The organism is Prosthecobacter sp. SYSU 5D2 (genome assembly GCF_039655865.1).
GTDB lineage: Bacteria > Verrucomicrobiota > Verrucomicrobiia > Verrucomicrobiales > Verrucomicrobiaceae > Prosthecobacter.
Map to the genome: position 1 here is coordinate 167,849 of NZ_JBBYXL010000011.1, position 23,590 is coordinate 191,438.

Sequence of the window (23,590 nt, forward strand, 5' to 3'; positions counted from 1 at the left end):
CTTACCGGCCCACCAGGATCGCAATGCCGGCAATCAGGGCAAGCACAGGAACCACAATGCTAAGCTGCCCTAGGCTGATCCCAAAGACGCCGATGAGGCCGACAAGGACAAGATATATCGCCAAAGTGATCATGCCGATGCTGGAAGGAAATTTCATATGGGTAATTCTAAATAATTGGTTATTCTGATACGGGATTTGCAGTTAACTTGAAAGTACAAAAAAGGCGCTGCCACCGGCCATGTGTGCCGGATGACAGCGCCAGATCTTCAAAAGCAGGCGGCCTAGTTGGCAGCGCGCTCGATGTGGCGGCCGGTCTTCTGCACATCACGGCCAAAGCCGCGAGTCGTGTTGCAACTGGTGCCAAGGATGGCAAACAGGCCGGTGATGAGTGCAAGCCGGAGGATGCGTTGGGTGGTTGGAGTCATAGTGATAATGGTCAGGTTTTGGGAATCAATGGAAGAGGCCTTTCAGGCCCCGGCTCATGCGGTTCAGTGTGCGTTCGATGGGCAGATCGCCCACCCGGTCAGCACCACGGCGCACAGCCAGCGCACCTTCTTCCGCCAGCTCGGCCAGACGGTCCTGGATGTCTTCCAGAACGTCCATGGCCCGGCTCTGCGGGGTGGGGGCTGGGATCAGTGCGCGGGCCAGGAAGACGGCGGCGACGCCCAGGCCTGCCACCATCAGCAGAGTGCTGGCGGGGTGCTCACGCACACGGTTCTCCAGGGTTTCAATCGTGTTGTTGCAGACGTTGGCGGGGGTGTTTTCGTTGGGATTCATGGCTTGGGCAGACGGGGTTGTTTTTTACAGCAGAGTTCCATGCCTTTGATCAGACCCAGCGTCAGCAGGGTCGGTCGCAGCAGGGTGGCGCCCACGACCGCCGCCGTGCCCAGCAGGGCGCGTGCAGGCAGCATGGTGATGAGAAGCCCCACACCAAACGCCGCCGCAGCGGCCATGGGGGGATCGTCATGGGCAAATTTTTTGACATCGTCCAGGATCTGCTGGGCGGAGGAGACAGGCTCGGTGGATGAAGGATACTCGTTCATGGCAAGAAGGGATATGCGCAGGCAGCCAGCTTACGCGCTGCACTATACCATCGCATGTCACCGCCGGATAAGCCGTATCCTCTGCATCTATTGTCGCTGAACTTTCATTTTGTTGGCTTCGGGTCCGGACGGCGCGAGCCAAACCGCACGGTATAAAGCTTGGTGAACTCCGCGCCGAAGAACAGGATCTGCGCGGAATAATAGACCCAAACCAGGATGATGACCAGCGACCCGGCCGCCCCGTAGCTGGAGGCAAAGGCGCTGCGCCCAAAGTAAAAGCCCAGCACATGCTTCCCCAGGACAAACAGGAGCGCGGTGAACAAAGCCCCCGGGCCGACATCCCGCCAGGTGATTTTGGTATCCGGCACGACGCGGAAAATGAACGCAAAGAGCAGCGTCACCACCACCATGGAGAAGGCGGAATTTCCCAGCTCCCAAGGCCCGTCCAGTTCTGGAAACCGCGCCAGCAGCAGGGTGCCCGCCGCTCCGATAAAGGCGGAAAATAGGAACGAAAGCAGCATCAGGAAGCCCAGCACGAACACCATGATGAAGGCGAAGATGCGCTCCTTGACCAGCAGGAACACCGGATGACGCTGGGAGGAGATGCCCCAGATCTGGTTCAGTGAGCCCTGCAGCTCCGCAAAAACCCCGGAAGCCCCGACCAGCAGAACGGTGAATCCGAACAGGGTGCTGATGAAGCTGGTGTTATGCGGGGAGGTGGTGGTCAGGATCATCTTCATGATCTCCGCTCCCTGGCTGCCGACAAAGGATTCAAACTGCTCCACAATCTCCTCCCGGGCTGCATTCCGCTCCACCACCAGGCTGACCAGCGTCAGCACCAGGATGGCCAGCGGGGCCAGGGAGAAGGCGGTATAAAAGGCCAGCGCCGCCCCCATGCGCGGTCCACCATGCGCATCCCACTGGCGGTAGGTTTCCGCAACGAGACTGATGAATTTTTTCAGAATGGGCCGCAGCATGGAACAGGGGGAGAAGCGGCCTGCGCCTTTGGAGTGAAGGGCGCGTGCACACGCCTGCACATCGTTTCTGCAGCCCTGGCTGCGTGTACCTTTCTACCGGTTCACCAGGTCCACCACCTTGTCATTCATCTGGCGCAGGCGCTTGGACAGGCAGGTGGTGATGCGGCTCAGCAGGCGGTAGGCCACCTTGGGATTGGCCGCGTGCAGGCGGTCCAGGCTGTCCCGGGTGATGAGCCACACCTCGGTCTCATTGCAGGCACAGACGGTCGCGCTGGCCGGGCCGGGATCAAAGACACTGACCTCCCCCAGCGAATCACCGGCCTCCAGGCTGGCCACTTTTTTGTTCACGCCGTCCACATCCTGATACACATCGAGCTGGCCTTTGAGGACCAGGTAGAGATGATCATTCTCATCCCCCTGGCGGATGACGACCTCATCCGCCTCATAGGAGCGTGAGTCCCCAAAGCTGGAAAGAAGGCTGAGTTCCTGGGGCGTGAAATTGGCGAGGAGAGGGGTCAGGGAAGGCATGGGGATGTGAGGGAAGTTGAGTTAAACAAAAAGCGGGGAGCTCCAAAAACAAGACAATATATGCCGATCAAGATTCCGCCCCGCTCAGGATGAAAGGAGGCGAGGCGGAGCCTGGAGGGTGAAGTAAAAAGGGTTAAGGAGCCACTACGGACTTGGTCTTCATCAAACTCTGACCCCGCCGGCTACGCCAACGTTCTGTTGGTTTTGCTGGCGGGCGGCCTTCATCTCCATCTTGGTCTGGTGGGCACCTATCTTGTCTTTGAGCTCCTGGGCCTTGTCTTCGTTTTTGTCGATCCGGTCGCCCAGTTTGTCGGACGCCTTTTTCAGGGCCTGCGCTTCTTTGATCTCCATCTGCTCGGCTCGCTCGGGGCCGGTGCCGGTCAGGTGTTTGTCCACGTCATACTTTTTGTTCAGCGCGGCTGCGACGTTGGGGTCGGCCAGGGCCCTGTCCACGTCGGCTTTGCGCTTCTCCAGGTCAGCCCCATGGTTTTCTCGCTTGGCGAGCTGCTTTTCCATCCGCTCCAGCTTGCTCTGGTCATCCAGGCCCAGCTTTTCCTTGATCGTGTTTTTAAGGGAGGAGGCAGCGGTCTTCAGCATGTCGCGCACGCTGGTCTTGGGCGCTTCCACCGCCACGTCCACCTGCACCACCTGTTCTAAAAGCTGGCGGTTGGGGTTGTTGGCAAAATTTTTGGCCTCCTGGGCAAAGTTTTGGAAGGAGGCGAGCTGGGCGCTTGTCCCTAGCATTTCAAGGTGGTCTTTGCCGCTGGTGATCCGCGCCTGGAAAGTGGGATCATTGTTGGAGAGGGCGGCAATCAACGGGGTCATGTGGCGGTTTCCATCCTGGCCAAACAGCTCCTGATCATCGTAAACGGCGGCGATGGGCATGACCGGGGTACCGTCTGCCTGCTGCTGGGCGCGCCGCGTACCGATTTCCTCCGCCAGAGGAATGTTGTCCCAGACTTCGGTGAACTGGCGTTTTTCGATGAGTGAAGAGAGCGGCCCGATGTTATTTTCATCCAGAATTTCCTGCATCTTGTCCTTCTGCGCCATGCGACCGGAGCTAAAGCCGGAGGTGATTTGCAGACCAGCGGCGTTGACATTGCTCTGAGCGGCATAGGTGGCTGCAAAGCTCCCCTGCGAGTAACCTGAATAGGCCTGCTGATCCAGCGGGATGCCCTGGTCCGCCAGATGCTGCTGGAGCTGGTTGACGTATTGTCTGGCCGTCTTTTCATTGACGCCATCTGGGTAGTCAAAGACAGCGAAGCCCATGCCACGTTCTTTGGCCTCATAGGCCATGGTTTTGATGGCGTCCTGATAGCTTTGTTTGCTCCGGTCAAAATCACTGCCGCCAAAGAAGACCACCGTGGGGTTTCCAGGCTGGGCTGGCATCACCCAGCCTTCGACTGATTGTGACGACCCGCCTTTGGGCTTGAAGTCCAGCTTAGAAATTTCAAACTGCCGGGTATCCTGAACCACTTTGTTGTTGATATCACGGACCTTGTCGCCCTGGGCGTTTTTCAAGTCCGTGTCCCACACCGCAGGAGCCGGGAGGTTGGTGTTGGCAACAAAACTCTCCAGCATCTCCCCTTTGGCCACATGGTTGGCAGCCATGCCCAGGGGCACACGGATGGGTTTAAGTAGCGTGGTGCCAACCTTTTCCCCAAGAGACTTGCTCTCGGCGGCTTGTTTGCTGATCTGGTCCATGTTTGACATTGCAGGTGGAGAACTGGAGGGTGAAGTAAAACGGGTTAGGGGATTCTACGACCGGGCCTGCATCAAACCTTGACCCCGCCGGCTGCGCCGACGTCCTGTGGGGTCTCCTTGAGGGCGGCCTTCATCACCATCTTGGTCTTGTGGGCTCCGATCTTGTCTTTGAGCTCCTGGGCCTTGTCTTCGTTTTTGTCGATCCGGCCGCCCAGTTTGTCGGACGCCTTTTTCAGGTCCTGCGCTTCTTTGATCTCCATCTGCTCGGCGCGCTCAGGGCCGGTGCCTTTCATGTGTTTGTCCAGGTCATACTTTTTGTTCAGCGCGGCTGCGATGTCCGGGTCCTTCAGAGTTAGATCCACGGCGGCTTTGCGCTTCTCCAGGTCGGCCACATGGTTTTCTCGCTTGGCGAGCTGCTTTTCCATCCGCTCCAGCTTGCTCTGGTCATCCAGACCCAGCTTTTCCTTGATCGTGTTTTTCAGGGAGGAGGCAGCGGACTTCAGCATGTCGCGCACGCTGGTTTTGGCCGCGGGCGAGTCCGCCTCCTGGGCGGGTGCCGGAGCCACCACAGGGACTGTTTGTCTGGGCAGCAGATCCCCGGCATTATCCGGCGCAAGCTGGGCAGGAGCCGCAATCGGGATAGTGCCATTCGAGGCCATTTCCAGCGACGCCGTCAGACCTTGGGTGATGGTCGGGTCTTTGTCCGTCATGGATTTGCACACATGGCCTGCTGCGGTAGCGGCGTTCAGCCGGCCGTCTGCAGCGCCGTTCACCAGAGTCTGGGTCAGCGAAGCCGTGGAATTGAGCATCTTGCCGAGAATACGATCCTGCTCAGCCGGCCCGTTGGCGACGAGGTGGTTCGCTTCATTGATGACGGCTGGCAGAGCGCAGCGGAGGATGAGGGTGTTCCCCATCGCCTTATTAACGGCCTGCTGCTGGACCACAGGGTCTGCACCGGCAAAACCCTTTCTGGCACCTTCCGAGCAGGCTGCCAGAAAGTCCCGTGCCTCCGGGCTGAGCTTGGGCATTTGCGTCTGCACGGCAGCCGTCAGGTCAGCATTGGCATCCGCATAGAAGTCATTCCACTTTTGCGAGCCGACATCCATGTCATTGGGAAGCTGCGGCCCGCGAATGTTGCTGCTGGTCAGCGGATTGCCGGCCAGATCCTGGGTGGGCATGTCCGGTCCGTTTTGAGCCGCCTTCAGAGCCTCAATGGTCTGATAGGCGACGGCATTGCTATAATCCTGGGCATAAGTGGCCATGAACTGGGTGTTGAAACCCTGGTAGGAAGTGGCCCCGCGCATGAGGGTGCCGACCTGGTTGTTCGCCGCCTGGCATTCGGCCTCCACCCCGGCCATGCCGACTTTCTGATACACGCTCTGTTTCAGATGCGGAGGCAGTGTGTCCTCCGCAGCCTTGAAGACCGCCTTTCCATGCTCCGTGTTACCTGGATTGGTCCTGAGGTCGGCAAGGATGTTTGTGACGTGCTGATCTACTGGCGATGGAGGGTTGTTGTCGTCTGCCATAATGAATGAGATATTAAGAATTGGTTTTGTGATGTATTCCCGCTTGGGCAGCCGCCATAAAATGGAAGGAATCTCAGAGACCGGCCAGCGTCCTGGTCAGCAGCATTCCCGTCAGTTGAATGCTGACATTGGAGTTAGGCCGGACGTGCCGGAGTGTGACATAAAAAAAGAACCCTTGGCTTGACGCCTTGAAATCCGCCCCTGGCCTGACCACGGCAGAGCGGCTCGGGCGCTGTGAGGATTCGTGTCCGCCCGGCAAGACCTGCCGGCGGCATCGACTTGGGGGCTTGGCATAATGGAGTAGTTGAATTGGGTGGAACGGAACTTTAAAGGGGATGGGAAATCGATCCGGGCCGCTGGTTGGCGGCATCAGGTGCTGCAAGGACGCGCAGGTGGTTCGTTGACCTTGGGATCATCCAAGTTTTCCATCATCTGATGAAGTAGGCACGGAGCGTTGCTGCTGGCGGTGGAGATCTTGGATGTCGTCGTTCATAATTAGTTAGGGATGCGTTTTCGGGTTTGGTCTTTACTTCCACCAGTCGGGGATCTTGCCGGCGCCATCCATGGCAGGAATACGCATTTTGATCTTCTTTTTGGAGGGGTGGATGATCCAGGCGGTGGCATCCGGCATCTTCATGAGCTCGCCGGGCTGGACTTCGTAGTCCCATTCTTTGTTCACCGTTTTGCTGGCGTCCTTGCCCATGAAACCGGAGGATTTAGAGACTTTTTTCTTCTCCACTTTGGCGATGAACTCGGCCACGGCGAGCGCGCCTTCGGGATCCGGCTGGCGGAAGGCGATGCGGGAGCGGCAGTTCAGCGTGAGCACCTGGGCGGTCTCCTTGCCAAGCACGGGAAAGAGGGAGGCATCGCTCTGCATGCCGAGGATGAGGCAGCAGTTGGCGGCCCGCAGACGGTCAATGACGTTGTGGTCGGAGATGCCGTCCTCACTGGCGGTGGCCAGGGCCTGAAACTCATCCATGAGGGCGATGAGAAGGTTCTCTCCTTTGCGCTCGGACTTGGGTTTGTCGAAGCGCATCATGGCGTGGGTGTAGAAGAGCAGCTTGATGTAGGTATTGATGTAGCGGCGCTCCGTCTGGAAGGTCTGCGGCAGGGCGGTGCAGAAGATGCGGCCTTTGTCCACATCCGTGATGTCAATGGTGTTCGGCTCGTCTGAACAGAAGACCTCGGCGATGTCCGGGTGGGTGAAGAAGCCGAGCATGACCTTGAGGGTGCCGACAAGACCTTCTTTCTGCTCGGCGGCCTTGGCGCTGAGGAAGGTCTGGTCGAAGTATTTGGCCAGCTTGATGCGCTCCGGGGTGCTGTCGGTATCCAGCAGCTCTTCGAATATTTTTTCCAGGGCGCTGCTGTCTGTCAGGATCTCATAGGCACGCAGGACGTTGACGGGGCGGCCGAGGGTTTCCAGGAGTTCAAAGGCGCTGGTGAGAGCCTGCTGGGCGGCGGGTTTGAAGAAGGAGGACTGCTCCCCCTCCGTGAGCGAGGCGCCAGTGTCCACCAGGTTTTTGGCATGGGTGGTGTAGGGGAGACGGGGATCGGAGACGAGGTTGTAGCGCTCCTTGGGCTTCCAGCTCCGGTCCAGGCGGTCCGGGCGGACGGCGAGCACGCAGATGGCCTCCGGGCGGCCGTGGCCGGCGGCGTGCTCCATGGCGAAGAAGTGCTCATCGCCTTTGGCACCGAGGATGAGGCCGCCCCAGTTGGGCCGGCTCATGCTGATCTGATGCAGGAGGGGATTGAAACCGGAGGTCGTCTTGCCCACACCGGTATCCCCGGTGATGAGCCAGTGGCGGGTGAACTCCCCCGGCAGCCACTTCAGGTTTTTATACTGGACGATGTATTCCTTTTTGCTGAGGTCCGGCTGCCACTTCAGCAGCACAAAGGCGCCCAGCACGGTAATGAAGGCCACACCGCCCGTGACCTCGTTGATGTCCTGGATGTCGTGTTTGACCATGGCATACCAGATGCCAAAGGTGGCCAGGGCGGCGGCGGTGAGGAATTTTAGAAAGGAGAACATGAGGACAAATGGGGCAGGAGAAGGGTGACTATAGCCGCGCGGACGATTTCACAAGAGCAAGGGAACGCTATGCCTGACCTTGAATTTGCGCTTTGGCGGCGGGTTGTGACAAAAGTTCTTTCAGAAGAGCGAATTCAGGGCGGAATGGACGCGGGAATTCCGGTCCTGGTGAAGGTGCTGCGGGAGAAAATGTGTCACACCTTTGAACCCTGCGGGTTAAATGGTCATGACAGGGTCGCTTCCTGCGGTTCCAAGAATGCACCGGCAGGCTGATGATCACCGCTGCCAATCCTTCAGGCCGATCATTTCAAACCGACAACTCCTACATCCCATGGCGAAATCCAAAAATACATCCAGCTCCTCAGCCCCGGGTGCGGACCCAAACACACCGCCTTTTATGCCCGATGACAGGTCAGCAGACGAGCTCGCCAGCGATGCGTGGGTGGAGGCTTTTGACAGCCAGATTCAGGAGATCTCCAGCAAGATGGAGAATTGCAAAATACAGCTGCAACAACATTTCACGCAGGATTTCACGGATTTTTATAAAGAGCAGCAAAAGAAGCCGCCGGTCGCAGTGGTGACCTCCACACTGAGCCGTTTTATCCAAGATGGCGCGGAAGTGGATGGCGACATTCAAATCAATGACACCACGCTCAAAATCCGGGACCAGTACATGGCACTGGAGGACCAGCGGCAGGAGCTCTACAACGTGCGCAACGGTATCTACAGCGATCCCGCCTCCCTGTCACAAGCGGTGCCTGACCAGGTGAATCAAATCCAAGGCCAGGCCCAAAAACTGGCCCCTGAGAATGCCAGGCTGAATCAGGCCCGGCAGGATCAAGAAAACTTGCAGGAGAGAGAGCAGGCTTTGCGGGAGCAGATCGGCAACAAAAACGCCGTGCTGCGCAATCTCAACCGTATCCTCAGGCCAAGTTCACCCGAAGCCGAACTGAGCCGGGTAAAGAAGGATCTGGCAAAAGCGGACGCCACCATCGCAAGTGCGGAGGAAAAGATCAAAGGCATCAAACAGGAGATGCGCGACATCATGAAACCCTATGTTGCACAAAAGGTGGCGCAAGCTGCAGCCAGTGCTTCCCAGGCCCAGACGGTGAGCACTCCGGCACCGGGCGTCGCCCAGCCAGTGGCTACCCCGGCACCGGCACAACAGGCACCGGCACAACAGGCACCGGCACAACAGGCACCGGCACAACAAGCACCGGCACAACAGGCACCGGCGGGCCCCAGCACCCAGAAATCCATCCTGGGCCAGTCAGCGCAGGATCTCACCACCCAGCTTGATGAGCAGAACACGCAGCTTCAGCGCATTCAGGACCGGGATCTGGCCCGGCTTAATACCCTGGCACCGGGTGCTGCGAAAGACTCCTTGCAGGGAGCCATCAATGACCGTGCTGCCGACATCGCAGCCAACAACCAGCTGAAGGACCGTCTGAGCCAGGGAGAACACCCCAACCTGGTGCAGCTGGAGATGGCGAAAAAAAGCTCGTCCTACGTCTCTGCCGATGACCGCGGCAAGCTGCAAGCCGCTGCAGACAAGCTGAACAAGGTGGATGAGGTGGATGTGGACGATCTCCAGGCGGACGAGATGGATGTGGATGACATCCAGGTGGATGAGGTGAATGTGGACGATCTCCAGGCGGACGAGATGAATGTGGATGAAGTGGATGTGGATGACCTCCAGGTGCCCACCCCGGCACCGCAGCTGTCGCGCCCGCCGCCGACCACCCTGCCGCCCCTGCCGGATGAAGTGGCCGCCCCGGGCGTCGCCCAGCCGGTGCCCGTCCCGGCACCGGCACCGCAGGCCCCGGCGGGCCCAAGCACCCAGAAATCCATCCTGGGCAGCTCAGCGCAGGATCTCACCGCACAGTTGGATCAGCAGAATGCGCAGCTCCAGCGCATTCAGGACCGGGATCTGGCCCGGCTTGATACCCTGGCACCGGGTGCTGCGAAAGACTCCTTGCAGGGAGCCATCAATGACCGTGCTGCCGACATCGCAGCCAACAACCAGCTGAAGGACCGTCTGAGCCAGGGAGAACACCCCAACCTGGTGCAGCTGGAGATGGCGAAAAAAAGCTCGTCCTACGTCTCTGCCGATGACCGCGGCAAGCTGCAAGCCGCTGCAGACAAGCTGAACAAGGTGGATGAGGTGGATGTGGACGACCTCCAGGTGGATGAGGTGAATGTGGATGACATCCAGGTGGATGAGGTGGATGTGGACGATCTCCAGGCGGACGAGATGAATGTGGATGAAGTGGACGTGGATGACCTCCAGGTGCCTACCCCCGCACCGCAATTGTCGCGCCCTCCGCCGACCACCCTGCCACCGCTTCCGGACGAAGTCAGCCCGGCCTCCCAGCTGTCGCGCCCGCCGCCCACCACCCTGCCCCCGCTGCCAGATGAGGCCGGCCAGGCACCGAAGCTGCAACGCAGTGAAAGCGTGCGTGACATCTTGCGGCCCGGAACTGTCACCGCCAACCCATTTAAAATCCAGGATGAGCTGCTGAAGGCGGAGAAAAAAGCCGCGATGGAAACCGCCACGCCGGATGCTGCCGAGGGCGGCCCCGGCGGGCTGAAAGCTGACAAAGGCGGCACCAAACCCACCGTGGCAGACACCACACCGGTCGCCTTTTCCGCCTCAGATAAAGACACCTCCATCGGCGAGTCCGCCCCTGTCAGAAAAGTAGGTGGCTGAGCCGGTCCTGGGCAGCATTCCGCCCCAGTTCCCCATCATCCATCCCCTCTCCGCAATCCCTTCCCATGACCACTGACCAACTTGACAAAATCGTTGACGAAATCGCCCCGGACCTGATCGCACAGTCCAGCAACCGTCCGGAAATCGCAGATGCAGACCTCTACCGCGCCTACATGGACAAAGGCTTCATCGGAAGATTCCGCGAGGATGAACTGGTGATGGACAAGCTGGCGAAGGACTGCGCCCGGCAAATGGACATCCAAGGCAAAGGAAACATCGCCCTCATCGAAAAAGCCCTGACCGAGCAATACATCAAGCAGCCCCTGATGGCCAGCATCGAGGCGGACAAATTCAAAATCCGCAAGATGGAGAAGAGCGATGATCCCGCAGCCCATGCCGCCCTGCCGGCCATGAAAGAGGCCCTGGCGGACAAGCAGCTTTCGCTGAATTTGGTGAACCAGCGCATGGCCTCCCTGGAAACCACAGTGCGCCTTGGCGGTCCGGCCGATGCAGCCCGCGCCAATGCTGCCTGGGTGGAGGAGGAAAGCCAGTCTGCCGGGAACCAGGAGCTGCCGGGGGCGGACACGCCGCGCGTCAGCTTTGACGACACCGCCGTGGAAGTGGACGGCAACGTCGAAGCCAAGATCAAGACCAGCCATGTCAAAGCCCACCTCGCCGCGCGGATGCTGGATGAACTGGCCCGCGACCCCACCCTGGGCAACAATGACGTCATCCGTCATCTCAAAAACAACGCGCCCGCCCAGCTCGGTGCCAGGGACGCATCGTCTGTAAAGACCGAGTTCTCGGCACTGATTCAGAAAAGCAACGCCATTTCCGAGCAGATCGCCAAACTGGAGCAAAAGATCAACAATGAGGGCGGCTGGACCGTGGATGCCAGGACCCGGGAGCGGGTGGAAGGCCAGATCCAGGCGCTGCAGGCAGAGCAGAACCAGCTATTTACAGATGTCCAGGCCCAGGCAGCCCAGGACATCCAGGCTCTGCACGGACAGAAGGCCATCCTGGACCGGGCCGCCCAAAACCCGGCCCAAAACAACCCGGACGGCGGCTGGAAAAGTGCCCGGCCCAGCCAGGCACAGAGCGTGCGGGATGAAATGCGCCCCCTGAAAAGCGCCCTCAAAAGCACCGCCGCCACGAACTCGCTGGATGCAGCGCCTTCCTCCTCATCCAATGCGCTGGATGCAGGCGCATCTTCCTCGTCCAACGCTATCGAGACCTCTTCCTCCTTGTCGAGCTCCCTGAATGACGGCTCTTCATCCTCTTCCAACTCCGTGGATGCGGATGCTTCCGTCAATTCCAACAAGACCAAGGACAATGCAGTCATCCAGTGGACAAGAACCGCTCCCACCCAAGCGCCGGGGTTGGGCCTGGGCAACCGGAAGTAGCGGTACCAAACAACAGCCTCCTGACGAAAAGTCTGATACATCGCAGCCATGCCAGCTCCACGACCACCCTCCGGTTATTCCAACCCCGATCTCCCAGATGCGGACGGCTATTCGGTGCCCGACCTGCCGGCAGCCGGGTCCGTCAAAACATCTCCGTCTGCGGATACGGGCAGCAGGAGCAGTCTCTCCACCGCCCAGACTGGCGTATCCTCCCCCGTGCGTGACTTTGTCATGCAGCCTCTGGGGGCAGACTACCAGGCAGGTGAAAAGAACACCCCCGCCGAGCAGGTGGAAATGGACGGGCAGACGGTGGAGGTGCATGAAAAGGACTGGCTGCGCCAGCAGACAGACGCCAGGCGGGCCAGCGAAAACAAGCCGGCGGTAACAGATGAGGTCTGGAAGGCACATGTGGCCACCACGCAGTACATGAATGACAGCCAGCGCGCAGACCATCAGGTGGACTTCCTCCTGGATGTGGACGCAACGGGCGCAGTGAACGCCCGCCTGGACGGCGGTGGGATGGAAGCAGGCGAGGAGCACATTTTTGTGATGGATGGTGCGGGGGAGATCTATGCGAAGGAGGCCCAGGCCGCCCTGAGCCAAAAGGATGAAACCGGACGGGGAGTGCATGTGCATCATTCCAGCTTTCTGGCCGGGGAGGATGTGGCGGGGGCCGGGGAGATGAAGGTGGGCCAGGATGGCTTTTTAAAAGAGGTGACTGACCGCAGTGGCCACTACAAACCGGGGGAGGCCCAGACCACCCAGACCCTGAGTGAGCTGGAGACCAAGGGCGTGAACTTAAACAATGTGAAGTTCACGCTGGACCGGGGCACAGAAAAGACTGGCGGCATGGCCCGCGAATACCAGCAGGGAGGGGAAAAAGTCTTTCAAGACCGCCACAACATGGTGGATGAACTGAAGGAAACAGGCAAAAGCGTGCGGGATGTGCTCAATAAAGCCGCCAATGAGCGGGCAGCACGGGTGGCCCAGGCAGTGAGAGGACAGGAACCCGGGGAGCCCGCCGCCAGCCTGGAAGCAGACGGTGCCAAGGTGGAAAAAAAACTGGAGAAAGACTTTCAGGAGGCTCTTGGGGACCAGCTCCAAGAGCAAAAAGACGAAATAAAAAGTGCCAAAACCCTGCGTGAAACGATGGCCCAGGATTCCGATGATGGCTACGCTGTTCCCATTTCAGGGCAGAGCATGCGCCATTAGAAGCGTATTCACATCTAATGAAATTATCCGGTGACAGTTGCGCCTGGGGAATTAAACTGAGCCACAAATTTACTCGTCGTCATGGATAGCCCGTCTCCATCAGGTTTTGGCAAAGTGGCCGCTCCGCGTTCTGCGGAAGTGACGTCGCACACTCTCCATCCCGGCACCGGCACAGGCGGCGGGGACATGGACTTTGACCAGACCATCAAGTTTAAAACGCCGGGCAGCGGCATGACGGTCTTTAACCGCTACAAGCTGGAGCGGGTGCTGGGACGGGGCGGCATGGGCGTGGTGTGGCTGGCGGATGACCTGAAGCTGGAGCGGCCCGTGGCGCTGAAATTTCTGCCCAGCCTCATCGGCCTGGACCCGGCAGCGGTGAAGGAGCTGAAGACGGAGACCCGGCGCGGCCTGGAGCTTTCCCATCCGCACATCGTGCGCATCTATGACTTTGTGGATGATGAGGATGCGGCGGCGATTTCTATGGAGTTTGTGGATGGCAAGACGCTGTCCGAGCTGCGCATGGCCACAGAAAACGGTGTTTTTACTGTGGATGACATCTCCCGCTGGCTACTGGGCGTGTGCGATGCGCTGGACTATGCCCACTTTCAGCGCAAGCTGATCCACCGGGACCTGAAGCCCGCTAACATCATGCTGGCCGGCAAGGACCAGGTGGCGAAGATCGCCGACTTTGGAATCGCCCGCAGTCTTTCAGATACGATGAGCCGGCTGTCCGCTGCGCACATCGGCACCAGCGGCACGCTGCCCTACATGAGCCCGCAGCAGGCAATGGGGGAGCGTCCGCAGCCGACGGATGACGTGTATTCCCTGGGGGCGACGATTTATGAGCTGCTCTCCGGCAAGCCGCCTTTTTACCGGGGTGACCTGCCCACCCAGATCAACTCCAAAATTCCGCCCACGGTCCAGGAGCGCCGCCAGGAGCTGGAAATCAACGTCAAGGAACCCATTCCAAAGCTTTGGGAGGAGACCCTGGCCGCCTGCCTTCACAAGGAGCCGACCATGCGCCCAAGCTGTGCCGGAGTGATGGCGGAAATGCTGGGACTGAAGCCGTCCACCGTCTCTGTCCGCACGGGCACCTACGCCGCCACAGCAGCTTCCCGCAGCATGCCGGAAAAAGCGGCCACCCGCGCGCCCATGATCGCCGCTGCCGCCACCATCCTGGTGGGAGCGGGAGCCGCTGCCTGGTATTTGATGAGCACGCCGCCCGTGGATGCTGCGGCTGAAACCACCGCCCCGGTGGTGGCCGAGGACAGATCCAAAAAGACTGAAAACCAGACTTCTGAGGAGAATGCTCCCGCAGGCGGTCTGGTGATCACTGCGAGCGAAACGGAAGAGACCGCTGATCTGCCCGCAACAACCGGCCCCGTCGCAGTCACTGACACAGGTGATGCGTCCCCGATGCCAGCCACCGTTCCAGCCGCCAGCCCCACCGTGGCTGCGGTGAATACACCGGCGGCAGAGACACCTCCTGCATCCTCCCCGGCCACAGAAACTCCAGCAGAGCCTGCAACCGGAGCCAGCACAGTGCCGATGACCGCAGTCCAGGCAGCCACGCCTGACGCCACTGCGCCAGCCCCATTTATCGGGGGAATCCCGGCTGTGGAGAATCCGCCCGCTGCTCCCAATGCCAACACCTCCGACGCCCCTCCGGCAACGACAGCAGCAGTGACAGATGCTGGTTCACCGGTCATGCCGCCTGCCACAACCGGCGCGGCAGGAACACCGCCTGCCCCAGGTGAGCTGACGCTGACGCCGGATCCAGCCACGGCCACCTCTGGCGCACTAGCCGCCATGGCCCCGGTGGCCACGCCTGGAGCACCTGCTGCCGATCCCAATCTGCCGCCGATGCCTCCTGGATATGAGGCCCCGCCAACCGGACTGCCACTGACGCAGCCGGACGTGCCGCAGCCGGCGTCTGGTTTTTGGACCATCGAGCAGGTTTTTCCTGTGCTGCCGTATGCCTCCTACTCCGCCAAAGGCAAACGCCACCTGCTGTACCGCACGCAGACGGTGCTGAAAGAGGCAGGCCTTTATAAATCCACCCTGGACGGGGCGGCTGGGTCAGGCACTCACAGTGCCATCGTGATATTCCAGGTGCGCAACAATCTCATCCCGAACGGCCTCCTGGATCTGCCCACTCTTGCCGCTTTGAACCTTTCCGCCGAGCCGGACAAACCTGACTGGGCCCCTTCTTACAGCAGCGGCAGTTCCTCCGGTTATCGCAAGCGCACTCCGCCCAAAGAGGAACCCGGCTTCTTCCAGAAAACGGGCGATACCTTCAAACGCATTTTCAAGTAAAGAGCTCCAGGCTGGCAGGTAGGGAACGGCTCATCCGGCTATTCGCCGGCTGGAATGTTGGCGCTTTGCAGGTGCTGGAGGGCCGACTGGATGTTTTCACCCACAAGGGCGGCAAAGTTCACCTGCCTGACGTCCAGGGTGGCCGGAAGGGTGAAGGTGACTTCCAAAATTCCCTTCCCGCTTGCCTTGAGCGTTTTCCTCTCAATGCGGCTGCCATCCCCGCCTTTGAGGGTGACGAGGACGGTTTTCTCTCCCAGGGCTGCGGGGAAGTCATGGCTGACTTTGACGATGGCGGGCTGGCCAGGGTGGACGGCCTCCGGCACCTGCATCTGGATGAGGGGCGGGCCGTCAGGGGTCTTCAGACCGGTTTTGGAAGCACCCTTGGCGTTCTTTTTGTTAGGCGCATTGACAGCCTTTTTGCTCGCACCGGCGGCGGCTTTGCGGGCCTTGCGGCTGACCGTGGTTTTTTCCAGGTCCTGCATCCAGGCCTCGCGGAAGGCAGGATCGTCACGTTTGCGGAAGACTTCCAGGAGCGGGTCACCGGTGCGGGCCATCCATTCTTCCAAGGCGGTCTCCAGGGTGCTGCGCTGGGCTGCATGGGCGGGCAGGTCCACGAGGTTGGTCAGGGCATCGGCATCGTAGCGGATGTCGTAAAGCTCCTCTGGCGTACGATTTTCAAATAGGGCGACGCGGGCGGCAATGGTCTCGTCCTTGGCGGCCAGTGCGCGCATCTGGCGGTAGGTGGACGTGCCCATGGTAGCACCGCTCATGATGCGTGTACCGTTGGACCAGGGATTGAAGAGGTAGAGAAAGTCCTTCGTCTGCACGGCACGCATGGGCGTGCGCTGGCCACCGGAGTTTTCATGGTAGGATTTAAAGACCATGTCACGCCCGGCCTGTTTTTCCCCTTTGAGAACGGGAGCGAAAGAGCGGCCGTCCATGCCCTCCGGCAGCGGCTGGCCGGTGATCTCCAGCAGGGTGGGCAGGAGGTCCACGGCGGAGACGAGGTGGTCTTCATCCACGCTGCCGGGACGCGTGACTCCCGGCCAGACGATCATGAGGGGCGTGCGGGAGCTGTGATGGTAAAGCTGGGTTTTGGCAAAGGGCAGCGGCATGCCGTGGTCTGACAAAAACAGGATCACGGTGCGGTCCGCCTGACCAGATTCCTGGAGCGCCTTGAGAATGGCGCCCACGCAGTCATCCGCGCGGCGGACGGAGGAGTAATAATGGGCCAGTTCCTTGCGGATGATGGGGTCGTCATGCAGGAAGCCGGGGACGGGTACTTCCTCGGGCGTGAAGACCTTGGAGGGAACGTGCGCATCTGGCACCATGGCACCGCCTTTGCCCTCGGCATAAAAGGGTTTGTGAGGATCGGCCACATTCATCATGAGGCAGAAGGGTTTGCCGGCCTCTTTGGCGGCGGCGATGCCCTGCCGCAGGGAGGCGGCATAGGAGGGGGCGTCCTTCGGGTGCACTTTATTGCCTTCGTTATCGGTATCCAGCACGATGTCCCAGGGATAAGGCACGTAGGGGGTGGAGTGGGGGACCTTTCCCCGGATGCCGGTGAACCAGCCGCCGGCCTTCATGAGATCCCCCAGCACGGGGTATTTGACCTGCTCTTTGGGCAGAGCGGAAAAACCCTGGATACCGGTGTTATGCGGGTATCTGCCAGACCACATGACATTGCGGGAGGGCATGCAGTTTCCCACCACCACGTGGGCCTGGGCAAAGCGCATCCCCTGCCCTGCCAGCGCATCCATGTGCGGAGTGGTGCCAGGGAGCTTGCAGCCGTAAACGCCGACGGAATCGCAGCTCATGTCATCCGTGGTGATGATGAGCAGATGGTTAGGCGGGGCCTCCGCCGCCGGGGAGATGCCGGCGGCGAGCAGGCTGGCGAGGCCGATGACAAGGAGGAATGCGGTGCGGATCATGGTGGCGCATGGAACGCAGAAAAGGGTGGAGCATTTCAAGGGAAGAGGTGCGGACGCAAAAAGCCCCATGAATGCGAAAGGGCATCCACGGGGCGGAGGGGGGCGCGCATTGGCAGTCCGGCTCCTGGAGCAAGGACGAACCTCAGGCGTTACTGGGGGCGGACGCCGGTGCCGCTGTTGGCGCTGCCGCTCTGGCCGGCACCGCTGGCACTGCTGCCGGTGCCGCCAGTGGTGCCTGTGCTGCGGGTGGCGGCCTCAGCGGAGGGTGTGGTGGTTTCCTTCACGTCCTTGTCTTTGACATCGGTGGCTGGACGGTCCGTGGCGGCGTCAGTGTCTGCCTTGGGGTTCACACGCTCACGGCCAGGACGTTCCGTATTGTTTCGGTTCTTGTTAGGCCGTTCACGCTGGGCGCCCATTTTGGAGAATTCTTCACGGCTGATGCTGCCGTCCTTGTTGACATCCAGGCGGTCAAACATGGCAGCGTTGTTGCGGGCGCGGTCCGGGGTGTTTTTGGCTGCATCGGTCTTGTCTGCATCGTGTTTGCGATCGGCGGCAGGGCGGGCGGCCTCGCCGGCATTGGTGCCGCTTTCAGTTCCGGAGGCCGGACCAGCACCGCTGGCGGTGCCGCCTTTGGTCTGTGCGGAAAGCATCAGGGGTGTGCAGGCCAGGCCTGCGATGAGCAGAGATTTAACGAAGGTATTTTTCATGATAACAAGATATTTGGTTAGGCATCCCGCAGCCATGGAGAACATCGCTCACACCAGCGGGGGACTGAGACAGTTCGGCAGCCTGGGAGAAGGCGGATGTATGTTTGTGATAAAGTTTGTTGGGGCGGCCGTGACCGGGTCTTCAGGGGTTCACAAAAGACATCCGGGAAGGGTCTTTCTTGCGAAGCCTTTTTGAAACTTCACCCCACCCTTTTCCTGTTATGAACACTTCCCTTTATCATCGTCTGGGCATTGCCGCCCTGCTGCTTTCCCCCGTTTTGCTGCCTGCCCAGGACCGCGAAATGAATACCAACCGTGCTCCGGCCAGCAATTCAGTGAAGGAGGGCGACCGGGGCAATGAGGCCAGCATGAAGGTGGGCATCAACCAGGCCATTTCAGATCTGCTGCACAATCCGGACGGTCTTTTCCAAAGGCTGGACACTGACAGCAACGGCCAGTTGAGCCCGGAGGAATTCAAGCGCATGACATCCGTGGGCAGCGCGGGTACCGCAGCCAACACCGGCACCACGGGCATCACCGGGGCCACGGGCGCCACCGGCGTGAGCGGCCAGGCAATGCAAACCGGGGTGGGCGGAGATCCCGCCACGGCACCGGCGACTCCTCAAGCCACCTCCAGCACCGGAGCCCCAGCGACAGAGGGAGAAACGACCGCGCCGACCAACCCCACCAAACCGAACCTGCCCGAAGTGCCCGCCAACCCCGGCCTCCCTGCCAAACCCGGCCAGCCAGAGGCACCCGCCGCTCCGAACAACCCGTCCAACCCGCAGCCCCCTGGCACGCCTGCCCAAGCACCCGCTGCGCAGGCAGACCCGTAAAAAGCATGACGCTCGTGCCTAACAAAAAATCATTCACCACCCCTTTTGCACTCTTATGACTCCCATTAATCTCATCCCCCCCACGCACGAGCAGTCCGTCTTCACCTTTCATGTGGAAGAACCTCTGGCAAACCGGTTCCTGGATCACCTAAAACAGAAAGGACTGGAGCCATGGCGCCCCCCTGTGCCGCTGGAAAAGGATGCACCGGACGGAGAGCAGGTCATCCAGATCGAGGTGGAGACCACTGCCACGGAGGAGATGCTGCAGGATCTCATTCGTGAGTTTCTTAACGGGCGCTAAGCAGCCCGGTTTCTCACCCAGCCTTCATTCTCGTCATGCCTCATGCAGCCTCGTCGCTGCATGAGGCATCATGCATGGCAGGCCCTGCTTCCTGATGAAAGCACCCGTACCCTGCGTGCGTCTTCCAGTGGCGTACACCTCCCCGATGGTGCATCCCGCTTGTGAAGTCGCCTGGCGTGGCGCACCATGGGCCATGGCTTTTGACCCGCATCGTGAGCTCCATTTTTCGCTGGAGGACGGCACGCCGCTGAGCGTGCGGTCCATCCGGCCGGAGGACCGTGATTTCATTGCGGAGGCCTTTCGCCGGCTGTCGCCGGAGGCACGGTACTTCCGCTTCTGGACGCGGGTGCGGGAGCTGAATCCGAAGCTGATTGATTCCATCTGCTCCCCGGACCAGAAGGACCACGTCGCCTGGGTGGCCAGGCATCAAACGCGGGAGGACATTCCAGGCATCGGCGGAGGCTCGTTCTGGCGGTTGAAGGATGATCCGCAGGCGGCGGAGATTTCCTTCACCGTGGCGGATGAGTTTCAGGGAAAAGGCGTGGGCACGCTGCTGCTGGCGGTGCTTTGGGAGCATGCTTTGACGCTGGGAATCACCCGTTTTGTCGGCCATGTGCTGCATGAAAATGTCTCCATGCGTGCCTGGTGGGATGCGCTGGGGGCCATGGAGCAGGAGGCGCCGCGCCACTGGCTCACCACGCTGGTTTTGGATGAGGCTCTGCTGGAAAACAATCACGCGGGTAACGGTCTGCGCCTCCGCCTCGCCCAGGTGCGGACCTGGATGAGTGAACCGGATGCCGCTGCGGCTGTTGAATAAATCGCGTTGAAGGATTGACCCGCTCCCGCGTTTCTGTCTTTCTTCCTGCCGTGACTCCCGAATCCATCCAACTTCTGTATCTTTCCATCGGCTCCGTGGCCGTGCTCGTCATCCTCATCGCCTGGCTGCGGATGAATGCTTTTCTGGCTCTGCTGCTGGCCTCCATGGTCATGGGGATAGGCTCGGGCATGGAGACGATGAAGATGGTGAAGGCCTTTGAAGGCGGCATGGGCGGCACTCTGGGCGGCATCGCCGGGATTTTGGGCCTGGGCACCATTTTAGGTGGCCTGCTGGCGGCATCGGGAGGTGCGGAGGTGCTGGCCAAGGCGCTGATTAATCTCTTCGGTCCCAAGCGCGTTCACTGGTGTCTCATGGTGCTGGCTTTGCTTATCGGTCTCACCACCTGGTTTGCCGTGGGCCTGGTGATGCTGCTGCCCATCCTGCTGACATTGGCCAAGGAAACCAAGGAGCCGTTTTTGAAACTGGCCATCCCCATGCTGGCCGTGCTGTCCATCATGCACGGTGTCATGCCGCCGCATCCGGGGCCAGTGGTGGCCCTGCAGGCGCTGGGCGCGGACCTGGGCAAGGTCATGCTTTGGGGCCTGCTCGCCGCCGTGCCGGTGGCCGCCATTTCGGGGCCCATCTTCGCGCGCTGGGCCGTGCGCCATGTTCAGGTCATCGCCCCGGAGCCGCCGCCGATTGATCCCTCCATGGCCAACCGCCGCCTGCCGTCCCTGGCCGTCACCGTGGCTGTGCTCACGGTGCCCATTTTCCTGCTTATGACCCAGACGGCGGCCGAGCTGCTGGAGGAGAACCCTGAGCATATCATGCGCCAGATCACCGCCGTCATTGGCAATCCCACCGTGGCCCTGGGCATCTCCGTCATCTTTGCCGGCCTGGTCTTCCGGTTCAGCCGCAGCGAGTCGCTGAAGATTGGAGAAAAGGCCATCGCTGCGGTGGGCATGACGCTGCTCGTGGTGGGCGGTGGTGGCGGATTCAAAGGTGTGCTGGAGGCCAGTGGCGCTGCGAATGCCATTGGCGACATGGCCCAGGCGGCGCACCTGCCGCCGCTGGTGTTTGGCTGGGTTTGCGCTGCGATGGTGCGCGTAGCCACCGGCTCCGCCACGGTCGCCATTGTCACCGCCAGCGGCTTGGTGGCCCCCCTCGTCATTGGCAATCCGGATGTCAATCCGGAGCTGGTTGTCGTCGGCATCGGCTGCGGATCGCTGTTCCTTTCGCACCTGAACGATGCCGGTTTCTGGATCGTCAAAGAGACCCTCGGCATGACCGTCGGCCAGACGCTCCGCACCTGGACGGTTACGGAGACACTGGTCGGCATCACCGGCCTGTTTGTGGCCTGGGGCCTGGACATGATTTTTTAAGCCAGACATCATTTCACCGTCAAAGCAGCGCATTTGCGCCACAGCATCGCCTGCAAGAACGGGCGATGTCTGGCGCATGAGACGGAACATTGATTTTGGCAACCATGCCCACCGCTGCCTGTTCTGGAACGACTGCGTGCAGGCGCATCTTTTGGGACTGAAGACCGGCTGCACCAGCTTTGAGGCCTGCTTCCCGGAGGATGCCACGGTCATCATTACCTTTGGCGAGGCCAGCGCCCGCATTGCAGGGTGTGACCATGCCCTCCGGGCTGGCGATCAGGTGCAAGTGCCCCAGGCCAGTCCATTCCGTCTCATCACCCGGAGCGAAGCGGATGTCATGCTGCTGCTCAAAAAATAAGGCCAGCAGAATCATCTTCTTCATCTCCGGCATCAGCGGCCTGGTCGTCACACCATTGCCAAAGCCAACGATGAAAATCACGGCGCAGGCTGCGTCTCCGGAGATATTTTCCAGATGCGTTTTAGAATGCAGGCATCTCACTTCTTCTTAACTTCCTTCACCGCAGGCAAAACGAGGCCGTTTTGCAGCAGCGTCAGCCCCAGGATCTTGCCATCGGCATTACGGTTGAAGACCAGTGCGGCCTCCACCACGTCGAATTCAAACCTCTCCCCGCCCATGTCAAAAACGGGTGCCGCTCCCTGATCTTCCATTTGCGCGTAGAGTGTGCGTCCGCGCACCGTCAGCGCCATCTTTTTCATACCTAACACAAAGTAGGTGCCTGCATAGGGCTTCAGCTCCTCCGCCGTGTGCAGGGTGATTTTTGGAGCCGGCGCCTCCGTCCTCCGCCACACCTTTTCACGGCCGTTTTGAAACAGTGTCAGGGACTTCACCCGGTCCTCCTCCCGGTTAAAGCGGATCTCTGCATTCACCACCTTCAGAAAAAAATGGTCCTTCTCTTTGGCAAACATCGGCAGGAAAGACTGGCCCGTCAGCCGGCCCCAGAGCTGGCCTTCATGCATCAGCATGGTGAATTTTGAATCAGGACCCATCTCATACACCCCCGGATACTCCTGCATCACCGCCGCCCCCAGCGTCACCTCCTTGGGCATCACCCGGGGCGGTTCCACATGGGTCTGTGAGATGACGCTCATGCCGTCCATCTGCGTGTTATTGATGAGCGTCACCCGCACGATGTTCTTTTCCGGGATCACCTGCAGACCCGTGCGGTAGCCGCCGGTGCCGCCGCTGTGGGTCCAGGAGGTCTGGCCGTATTGTTTGCCAATGAACGGCCCCAGGCCGATGTGGCCACCAACCTCCGTCTCCGCGTGCGGCTGCATGGCCAGGGCAATCGCCTGCGCCAGCGGCGTGCTTTCTGGCTTTGCCAATGCCTGGCCAAATTTCACCAAATCGGCCGTCGTGGACCTCAGCGCTCCCGCACCGGCCACGGCATCGAAGTGCCACGACTTCACCCGTTTCTCTTCTTGGTTAGGCGGGGCCAGTGGCAGCTTGCTCCCTGTGATGGTCATGCGCGTGTCCTGCAGTCCCAGCGGCACGCAGATTTTTTTTACCACCGCATCTTCCCAGCTCATGCTATAGACTTTACCCAGCAGATGCCCCAGCAGGCCCACGCCCAGATTGGAATAGCTGCATGGAAATGGCGCTTCGCCTTTGAGCCTGGCCTGGGTCAGAAATTCCACCATCAGCTTCTCGTCATAGGCCGCATACGGATCACCCTCGCGCACCCCGGCGCCGTGATTTCCCGGCAGCCGCGGCAGGCCACTGGTATGCGTGGAGAGCTGTTTCAGCGTGATGGCGGCGATACGCGGATCTTTAAACTCCAGCTTCGCATCCAGCAGCTTCGCGATGGGCGTGTCCAGCGTCACCTTCCCCTCCACCACCGCCTGTGCCAGCAGCAGCCCGGTGAAGACCTTGGTGATGGAGCCTATCTCAAACAGCACCTTCCCTTCGTAGTCCTCCTTCTTCTCCTTGGGCGAGGCAAAACCTGCCAGGGTCACTTTCCCGTCAACGCTCTCCCCGGTGGCGATGCCGCCCGCCTTCAGTTTCTTGGCGGCTTCCTCCGCCACCTCTGCCAGTGGCCGGTCCGCAGCGAATGCCAGCGTCTGAGCGAAGAGAAGTAAGGACAATAAAAGGCGCATGCGCGCCAGACTAGAGAGTTTACTCGTCGTTAGGCAAGTGCGGAGTACAGCC

General features: G+C 60.4%; 21 protein-coding genes. 9 read left to right on the forward strand and 12 right to left on the reverse strand.

The window, feature by feature from the left end:
• Position 1: 1 nt before the first annotated feature.
• The 9 genes from WJU23_RS18940 to WJU23_RS18980 form a co-directional block, all read right to left on the reverse strand.
• On the reverse strand, positions 2 to 157 hold the full coding sequence (locus WJU23_RS18940; RefSeq protein WP_346334184.1) for a hypothetical protein: 156 nt from the start codon (positions 155 to 157) through the stop codon (positions 2 to 4).
• Positions 158 to 282: 125 nt separating this feature from the next.
• Complete coding sequence (locus WJU23_RS18945) at positions 283 to 426, reverse strand: entericidin A/B family lipoprotein (protein ID WP_346334185.1); 144 nt, start codon at positions 424 to 426, stop codon at positions 283 to 285.
• Between the two features lie 25 nt (positions 427 to 451).
• Positions 452 to 778, reverse strand: coding sequence for a hypothetical protein (locus WJU23_RS18950; RefSeq protein WP_346334186.1), 327 nt, complete (start codon positions 776 to 778; stop codon positions 452 to 454).
• Entirely contained in the window at positions 775 to 1,044 is a 270-nt protein-coding gene (locus WJU23_RS18955) for a hypothetical protein (protein WP_346334187.1), read from the reverse strand. The genes WJU23_RS18950 and WJU23_RS18955 overlap by 4 nt, the downstream gene beginning before the upstream one ends.
• Before the next feature lie 104 nt (positions 1,045 to 1,148).
• Positions 1,149 to 2,021 carry a YihY/virulence factor BrkB family protein gene (locus WJU23_RS18960; RefSeq protein WP_346334188.1) on the reverse strand — a complete coding sequence of 291 codons (873 nt, stop codon included), beginning with the start codon at positions 2,019 to 2,021 and terminating at the stop codon, positions 1,149 to 1,151.
• Positions 2,022 to 2,114: 93 nt separating this feature from the next.
• Complete coding sequence (locus WJU23_RS18965) at positions 2,115 to 2,549, reverse strand: cyclic nucleotide-binding domain-containing protein (RefSeq protein WP_346334189.1); 435 nt, start codon at positions 2,547 to 2,549, stop codon at positions 2,115 to 2,117.
• Positions 2,550 to 2,711: 162 nt separating this feature from the next.
• The gene (locus WJU23_RS18970; protein ID WP_346334190.1) at positions 2,712 to 4,253 is read right to left on the reverse strand and encodes a hypothetical protein; all 1,542 of its coding nucleotides are present in this window, start codon (positions 4,251 to 4,253) and stop codon (positions 2,712 to 2,714) included.
• A 71-nt stretch (positions 4,254 to 4,324) separates the two neighbouring features.
• On the reverse strand, positions 4,325 to 5,779 hold the full coding sequence (locus WJU23_RS18975) for a hypothetical protein (protein WP_346334191.1): 1,455 nt from the start codon (positions 5,777 to 5,779) through the stop codon (positions 4,325 to 4,327).
• Between the two features lie 526 nt (positions 5,780 to 6,305).
• A complete protein-coding gene (locus WJU23_RS18980; RefSeq protein ID WP_346334192.1) occupies positions 6,306 to 7,808 on the reverse strand; it encodes a type IV secretion system DNA-binding domain-containing protein in 1,503 nt (500 codons plus the stop codon).
• 331 nt (positions 7,809 to 8,139) lie between these two features.
• On the opposite strand from WJU23_RS18980, the gene WJU23_RS18985 reads away from it, so the two are divergent.
• From WJU23_RS18985 to WJU23_RS19000, 4 genes are all read left to right on the forward strand, one after another.
• Entirely contained in the window at positions 8,140 to 10,518 is a 2,379-nt protein-coding gene (locus tag WJU23_RS18985; protein WP_346334193.1) for a hypothetical protein, read from the forward strand.
• A 65-nt stretch (positions 10,519 to 10,583) separates the two neighbouring features.
• Positions 10,584 to 11,921 (forward strand): hypothetical protein, encoded by a 1,338-nt coding sequence (locus WJU23_RS18990; RefSeq protein ID WP_346334194.1) that lies wholly within the window; start codon positions 10,584 to 10,586, stop codon positions 11,919 to 11,921.
• A gap of 48 nt (positions 11,922 to 11,969) precedes the next feature.
• The gene (locus WJU23_RS18995; protein WP_346334195.1) at positions 11,970 to 13,133 is read left to right on the forward strand and encodes a hypothetical protein; all 1,164 of its coding nucleotides are present in this window, start codon (positions 11,970 to 11,972) and stop codon (positions 13,131 to 13,133) included.
• 81 nt (positions 13,134 to 13,214) lie between these two features.
• The gene (locus WJU23_RS19000) at positions 13,215 to 15,449 is read left to right on the forward strand and encodes a protein kinase (RefSeq protein ID WP_346334196.1); all 2,235 of its coding nucleotides are present in this window, start codon (positions 13,215 to 13,217) and stop codon (positions 15,447 to 15,449) included.
• A 38-nt stretch (positions 15,450 to 15,487) separates the two neighbouring features.
• On the opposite strand, the gene WJU23_RS19005 is transcribed toward WJU23_RS19000, so the two are convergent.
• Together WJU23_RS19005 and WJU23_RS19010 are read right to left on the reverse strand one after the other, a co-directional pair.
• Complete coding sequence (locus WJU23_RS19005; RefSeq protein WP_346334197.1) at positions 15,488 to 17,380, reverse strand: sulfatase; 1,893 nt, start codon at positions 17,378 to 17,380, stop codon at positions 15,488 to 15,490.
• A 149-nt stretch (positions 17,381 to 17,529) separates the two neighbouring features.
• Positions 17,530 to 18,087 (reverse strand): EF-hand domain-containing protein, encoded by a 558-nt coding sequence (locus WJU23_RS19010; RefSeq protein WP_346334198.1) that lies wholly within the window; start codon positions 18,085 to 18,087, stop codon positions 17,530 to 17,532.
• A 221-nt stretch (positions 18,088 to 18,308) separates the two neighbouring features.
• On the opposite strand from WJU23_RS19010, the gene WJU23_RS19015 reads away from it, so the two are divergent.
• The 5 genes from WJU23_RS19015 (at position 18,309) to WJU23_RS19035 (ending at position 21,781) form a co-directional block, all read left to right on the forward strand.
• Positions 18,309 to 18,923, forward strand: a complete 615-nt coding sequence (locus tag WJU23_RS19015; protein WP_346334199.1) for a hypothetical protein — start codon at positions 18,309 to 18,311, stop codon at positions 18,921 to 18,923.
• Positions 18,924 to 18,978: 55 nt separating this feature from the next.
• A complete protein-coding gene (locus WJU23_RS19020) occupies positions 18,979 to 19,224 on the forward strand; it encodes a hypothetical protein (RefSeq protein ID WP_346334200.1) in 246 nt (81 codons plus the stop codon).
• A gap of 94 nt (positions 19,225 to 19,318) precedes the next feature.
• Entirely contained in the window at positions 19,319 to 20,041 is a 723-nt protein-coding gene (locus WJU23_RS19025; protein ID WP_346334201.1) for a GNAT family N-acetyltransferase, read from the forward strand.
• A 50-nt stretch (positions 20,042 to 20,091) separates the two neighbouring features.
• Positions 20,092 to 21,423, forward strand: a complete 1,332-nt coding sequence (locus WJU23_RS19030) for a gluconate:H+ symporter (protein WP_346334202.1) — start codon at positions 20,092 to 20,094, stop codon at positions 21,421 to 21,423.
• A 76-nt stretch (positions 21,424 to 21,499) separates the two neighbouring features.
• Complete coding sequence (locus tag WJU23_RS19035) at positions 21,500 to 21,781, forward strand: hypothetical protein (RefSeq protein WP_346334203.1); 282 nt, start codon at positions 21,500 to 21,502, stop codon at positions 21,779 to 21,781.
• Between the two features lie 137 nt (positions 21,782 to 21,918).
• Here WJU23_RS19035 and WJU23_RS19040 read toward each other — a convergent pair whose 3' ends face one another.
• Positions 21,919 to 23,538, reverse strand: coding sequence for a serine hydrolase domain-containing protein (locus tag WJU23_RS19040; RefSeq protein ID WP_346334204.1), 1,620 nt, complete (start codon positions 23,536 to 23,538; stop codon positions 21,919 to 21,921).
• Positions 23,539 to 23,590 lie beyond the last annotated feature (52 nt).

Bases quoted from the DNA above. Each gene is read 5' to 3' on its own strand.
- WJU23_RS18980 (WP_346334192.1), bottom strand. From the start codon at position 7,808: ATGTTCTCCTTTCTAAAATTCCTCACCGCCGCCGCCCTGGCCACCTTT.
- WJU23_RS18990 (WP_346334194.1), top strand. From the start codon at position 10,584: ATGACCACTGACCAACTTGACAAAATCGTTGACGAAATCGCCCCGGAC.
- WJU23_RS19025 (WP_346334201.1), top strand. From the start codon at position 19,319: ATGAAAGCACCCGTACCCTGCGTGCGTCTTCCAGTGGCGTACACCTCC.
- WJU23_RS19020 (WP_346334200.1), top strand. From the start codon at position 18,979: ATGACTCCCATTAATCTCATCCCCCCCACGCACGAGCAGTCCGTCTTC.
- WJU23_RS18975 (WP_346334191.1), bottom strand. From the start codon at position 5,779: ATGGCAGACGACAACAACCCTCCATCGCCAGTAGATCAGCACGTCACA.
- WJU23_RS18960 (WP_346334188.1), bottom strand. From the start codon at position 2,021: ATGCTGCGGCCCATTCTGAAAAAATTCATCAGTCTCGTTGCGGAAACC.
- WJU23_RS19035 (WP_346334203.1), top strand. From the start codon at position 21,500: ATGAGACGGAACATTGATTTTGGCAACCATGCCCACCGCTGCCTGTTC.
- WJU23_RS18955 (WP_346334187.1), bottom strand. From the start codon at position 1,044: ATGAACGAGTATCCTTCATCCACCGAGCCTGTCTCCTCCGCCCAGCAG.
- WJU23_RS18940 (WP_346334184.1), bottom strand. From the start codon at position 157: ATGAAATTTCCTTCCAGCATCGGCATGATCACTTTGGCGATATATCTT.
- WJU23_RS19010 (WP_346334198.1), bottom strand. From the start codon at position 18,087: ATGAAAAATACCTTCGTTAAATCTCTGCTCATCGCAGGCCTGGCCTGC.
- WJU23_RS18965 (WP_346334189.1), bottom strand. From the start codon at position 2,549: ATGCCTTCCCTGACCCCTCTCCTCGCCAATTTCACGCCCCAGGAACTC.
- WJU23_RS18970 (WP_346334190.1), bottom strand. From the start codon at position 4,253: ATGGACCAGATCAGCAAACAAGCCGCCGAGAGCAAGTCTCTTGGGGAA.
- WJU23_RS18985 (WP_346334193.1), top strand. From the start codon at position 8,140: ATGGCGAAATCCAAAAATACATCCAGCTCCTCAGCCCCGGGTGCGGAC.
- WJU23_RS18945 (WP_346334185.1), bottom strand. From the start codon at position 426: ATGACTCCAACCACCCAACGCATCCTCCGGCTTGCACTCATCACCGGC.
- WJU23_RS18950 (WP_346334186.1), bottom strand. From the start codon at position 778: ATGAATCCCAACGAAAACACCCCCGCCAACGTCTGCAACAACACGATT.
- WJU23_RS18995 (WP_346334195.1), top strand. From the start codon at position 11,970: ATGCCAGCTCCACGACCACCCTCCGGTTATTCCAACCCCGATCTCCCA.
- WJU23_RS19040 (WP_346334204.1), bottom strand. From the start codon at position 23,538: ATGCGCCTTTTATTGTCCTTACTTCTCTTCGCTCAGACGCTGGCATTC.
- WJU23_RS19015 (WP_346334199.1), top strand. From the start codon at position 18,309: ATGAACACTTCCCTTTATCATCGTCTGGGCATTGCCGCCCTGCTGCTT.
- WJU23_RS19000 (WP_346334196.1), top strand. From the start codon at position 13,215: ATGGATAGCCCGTCTCCATCAGGTTTTGGCAAAGTGGCCGCTCCGCGT.
- WJU23_RS19005 (WP_346334197.1), bottom strand. From the start codon at position 17,380: ATGATCCGCACCGCATTCCTCCTTGTCATCGGCCTCGCCAGCCTGCTC.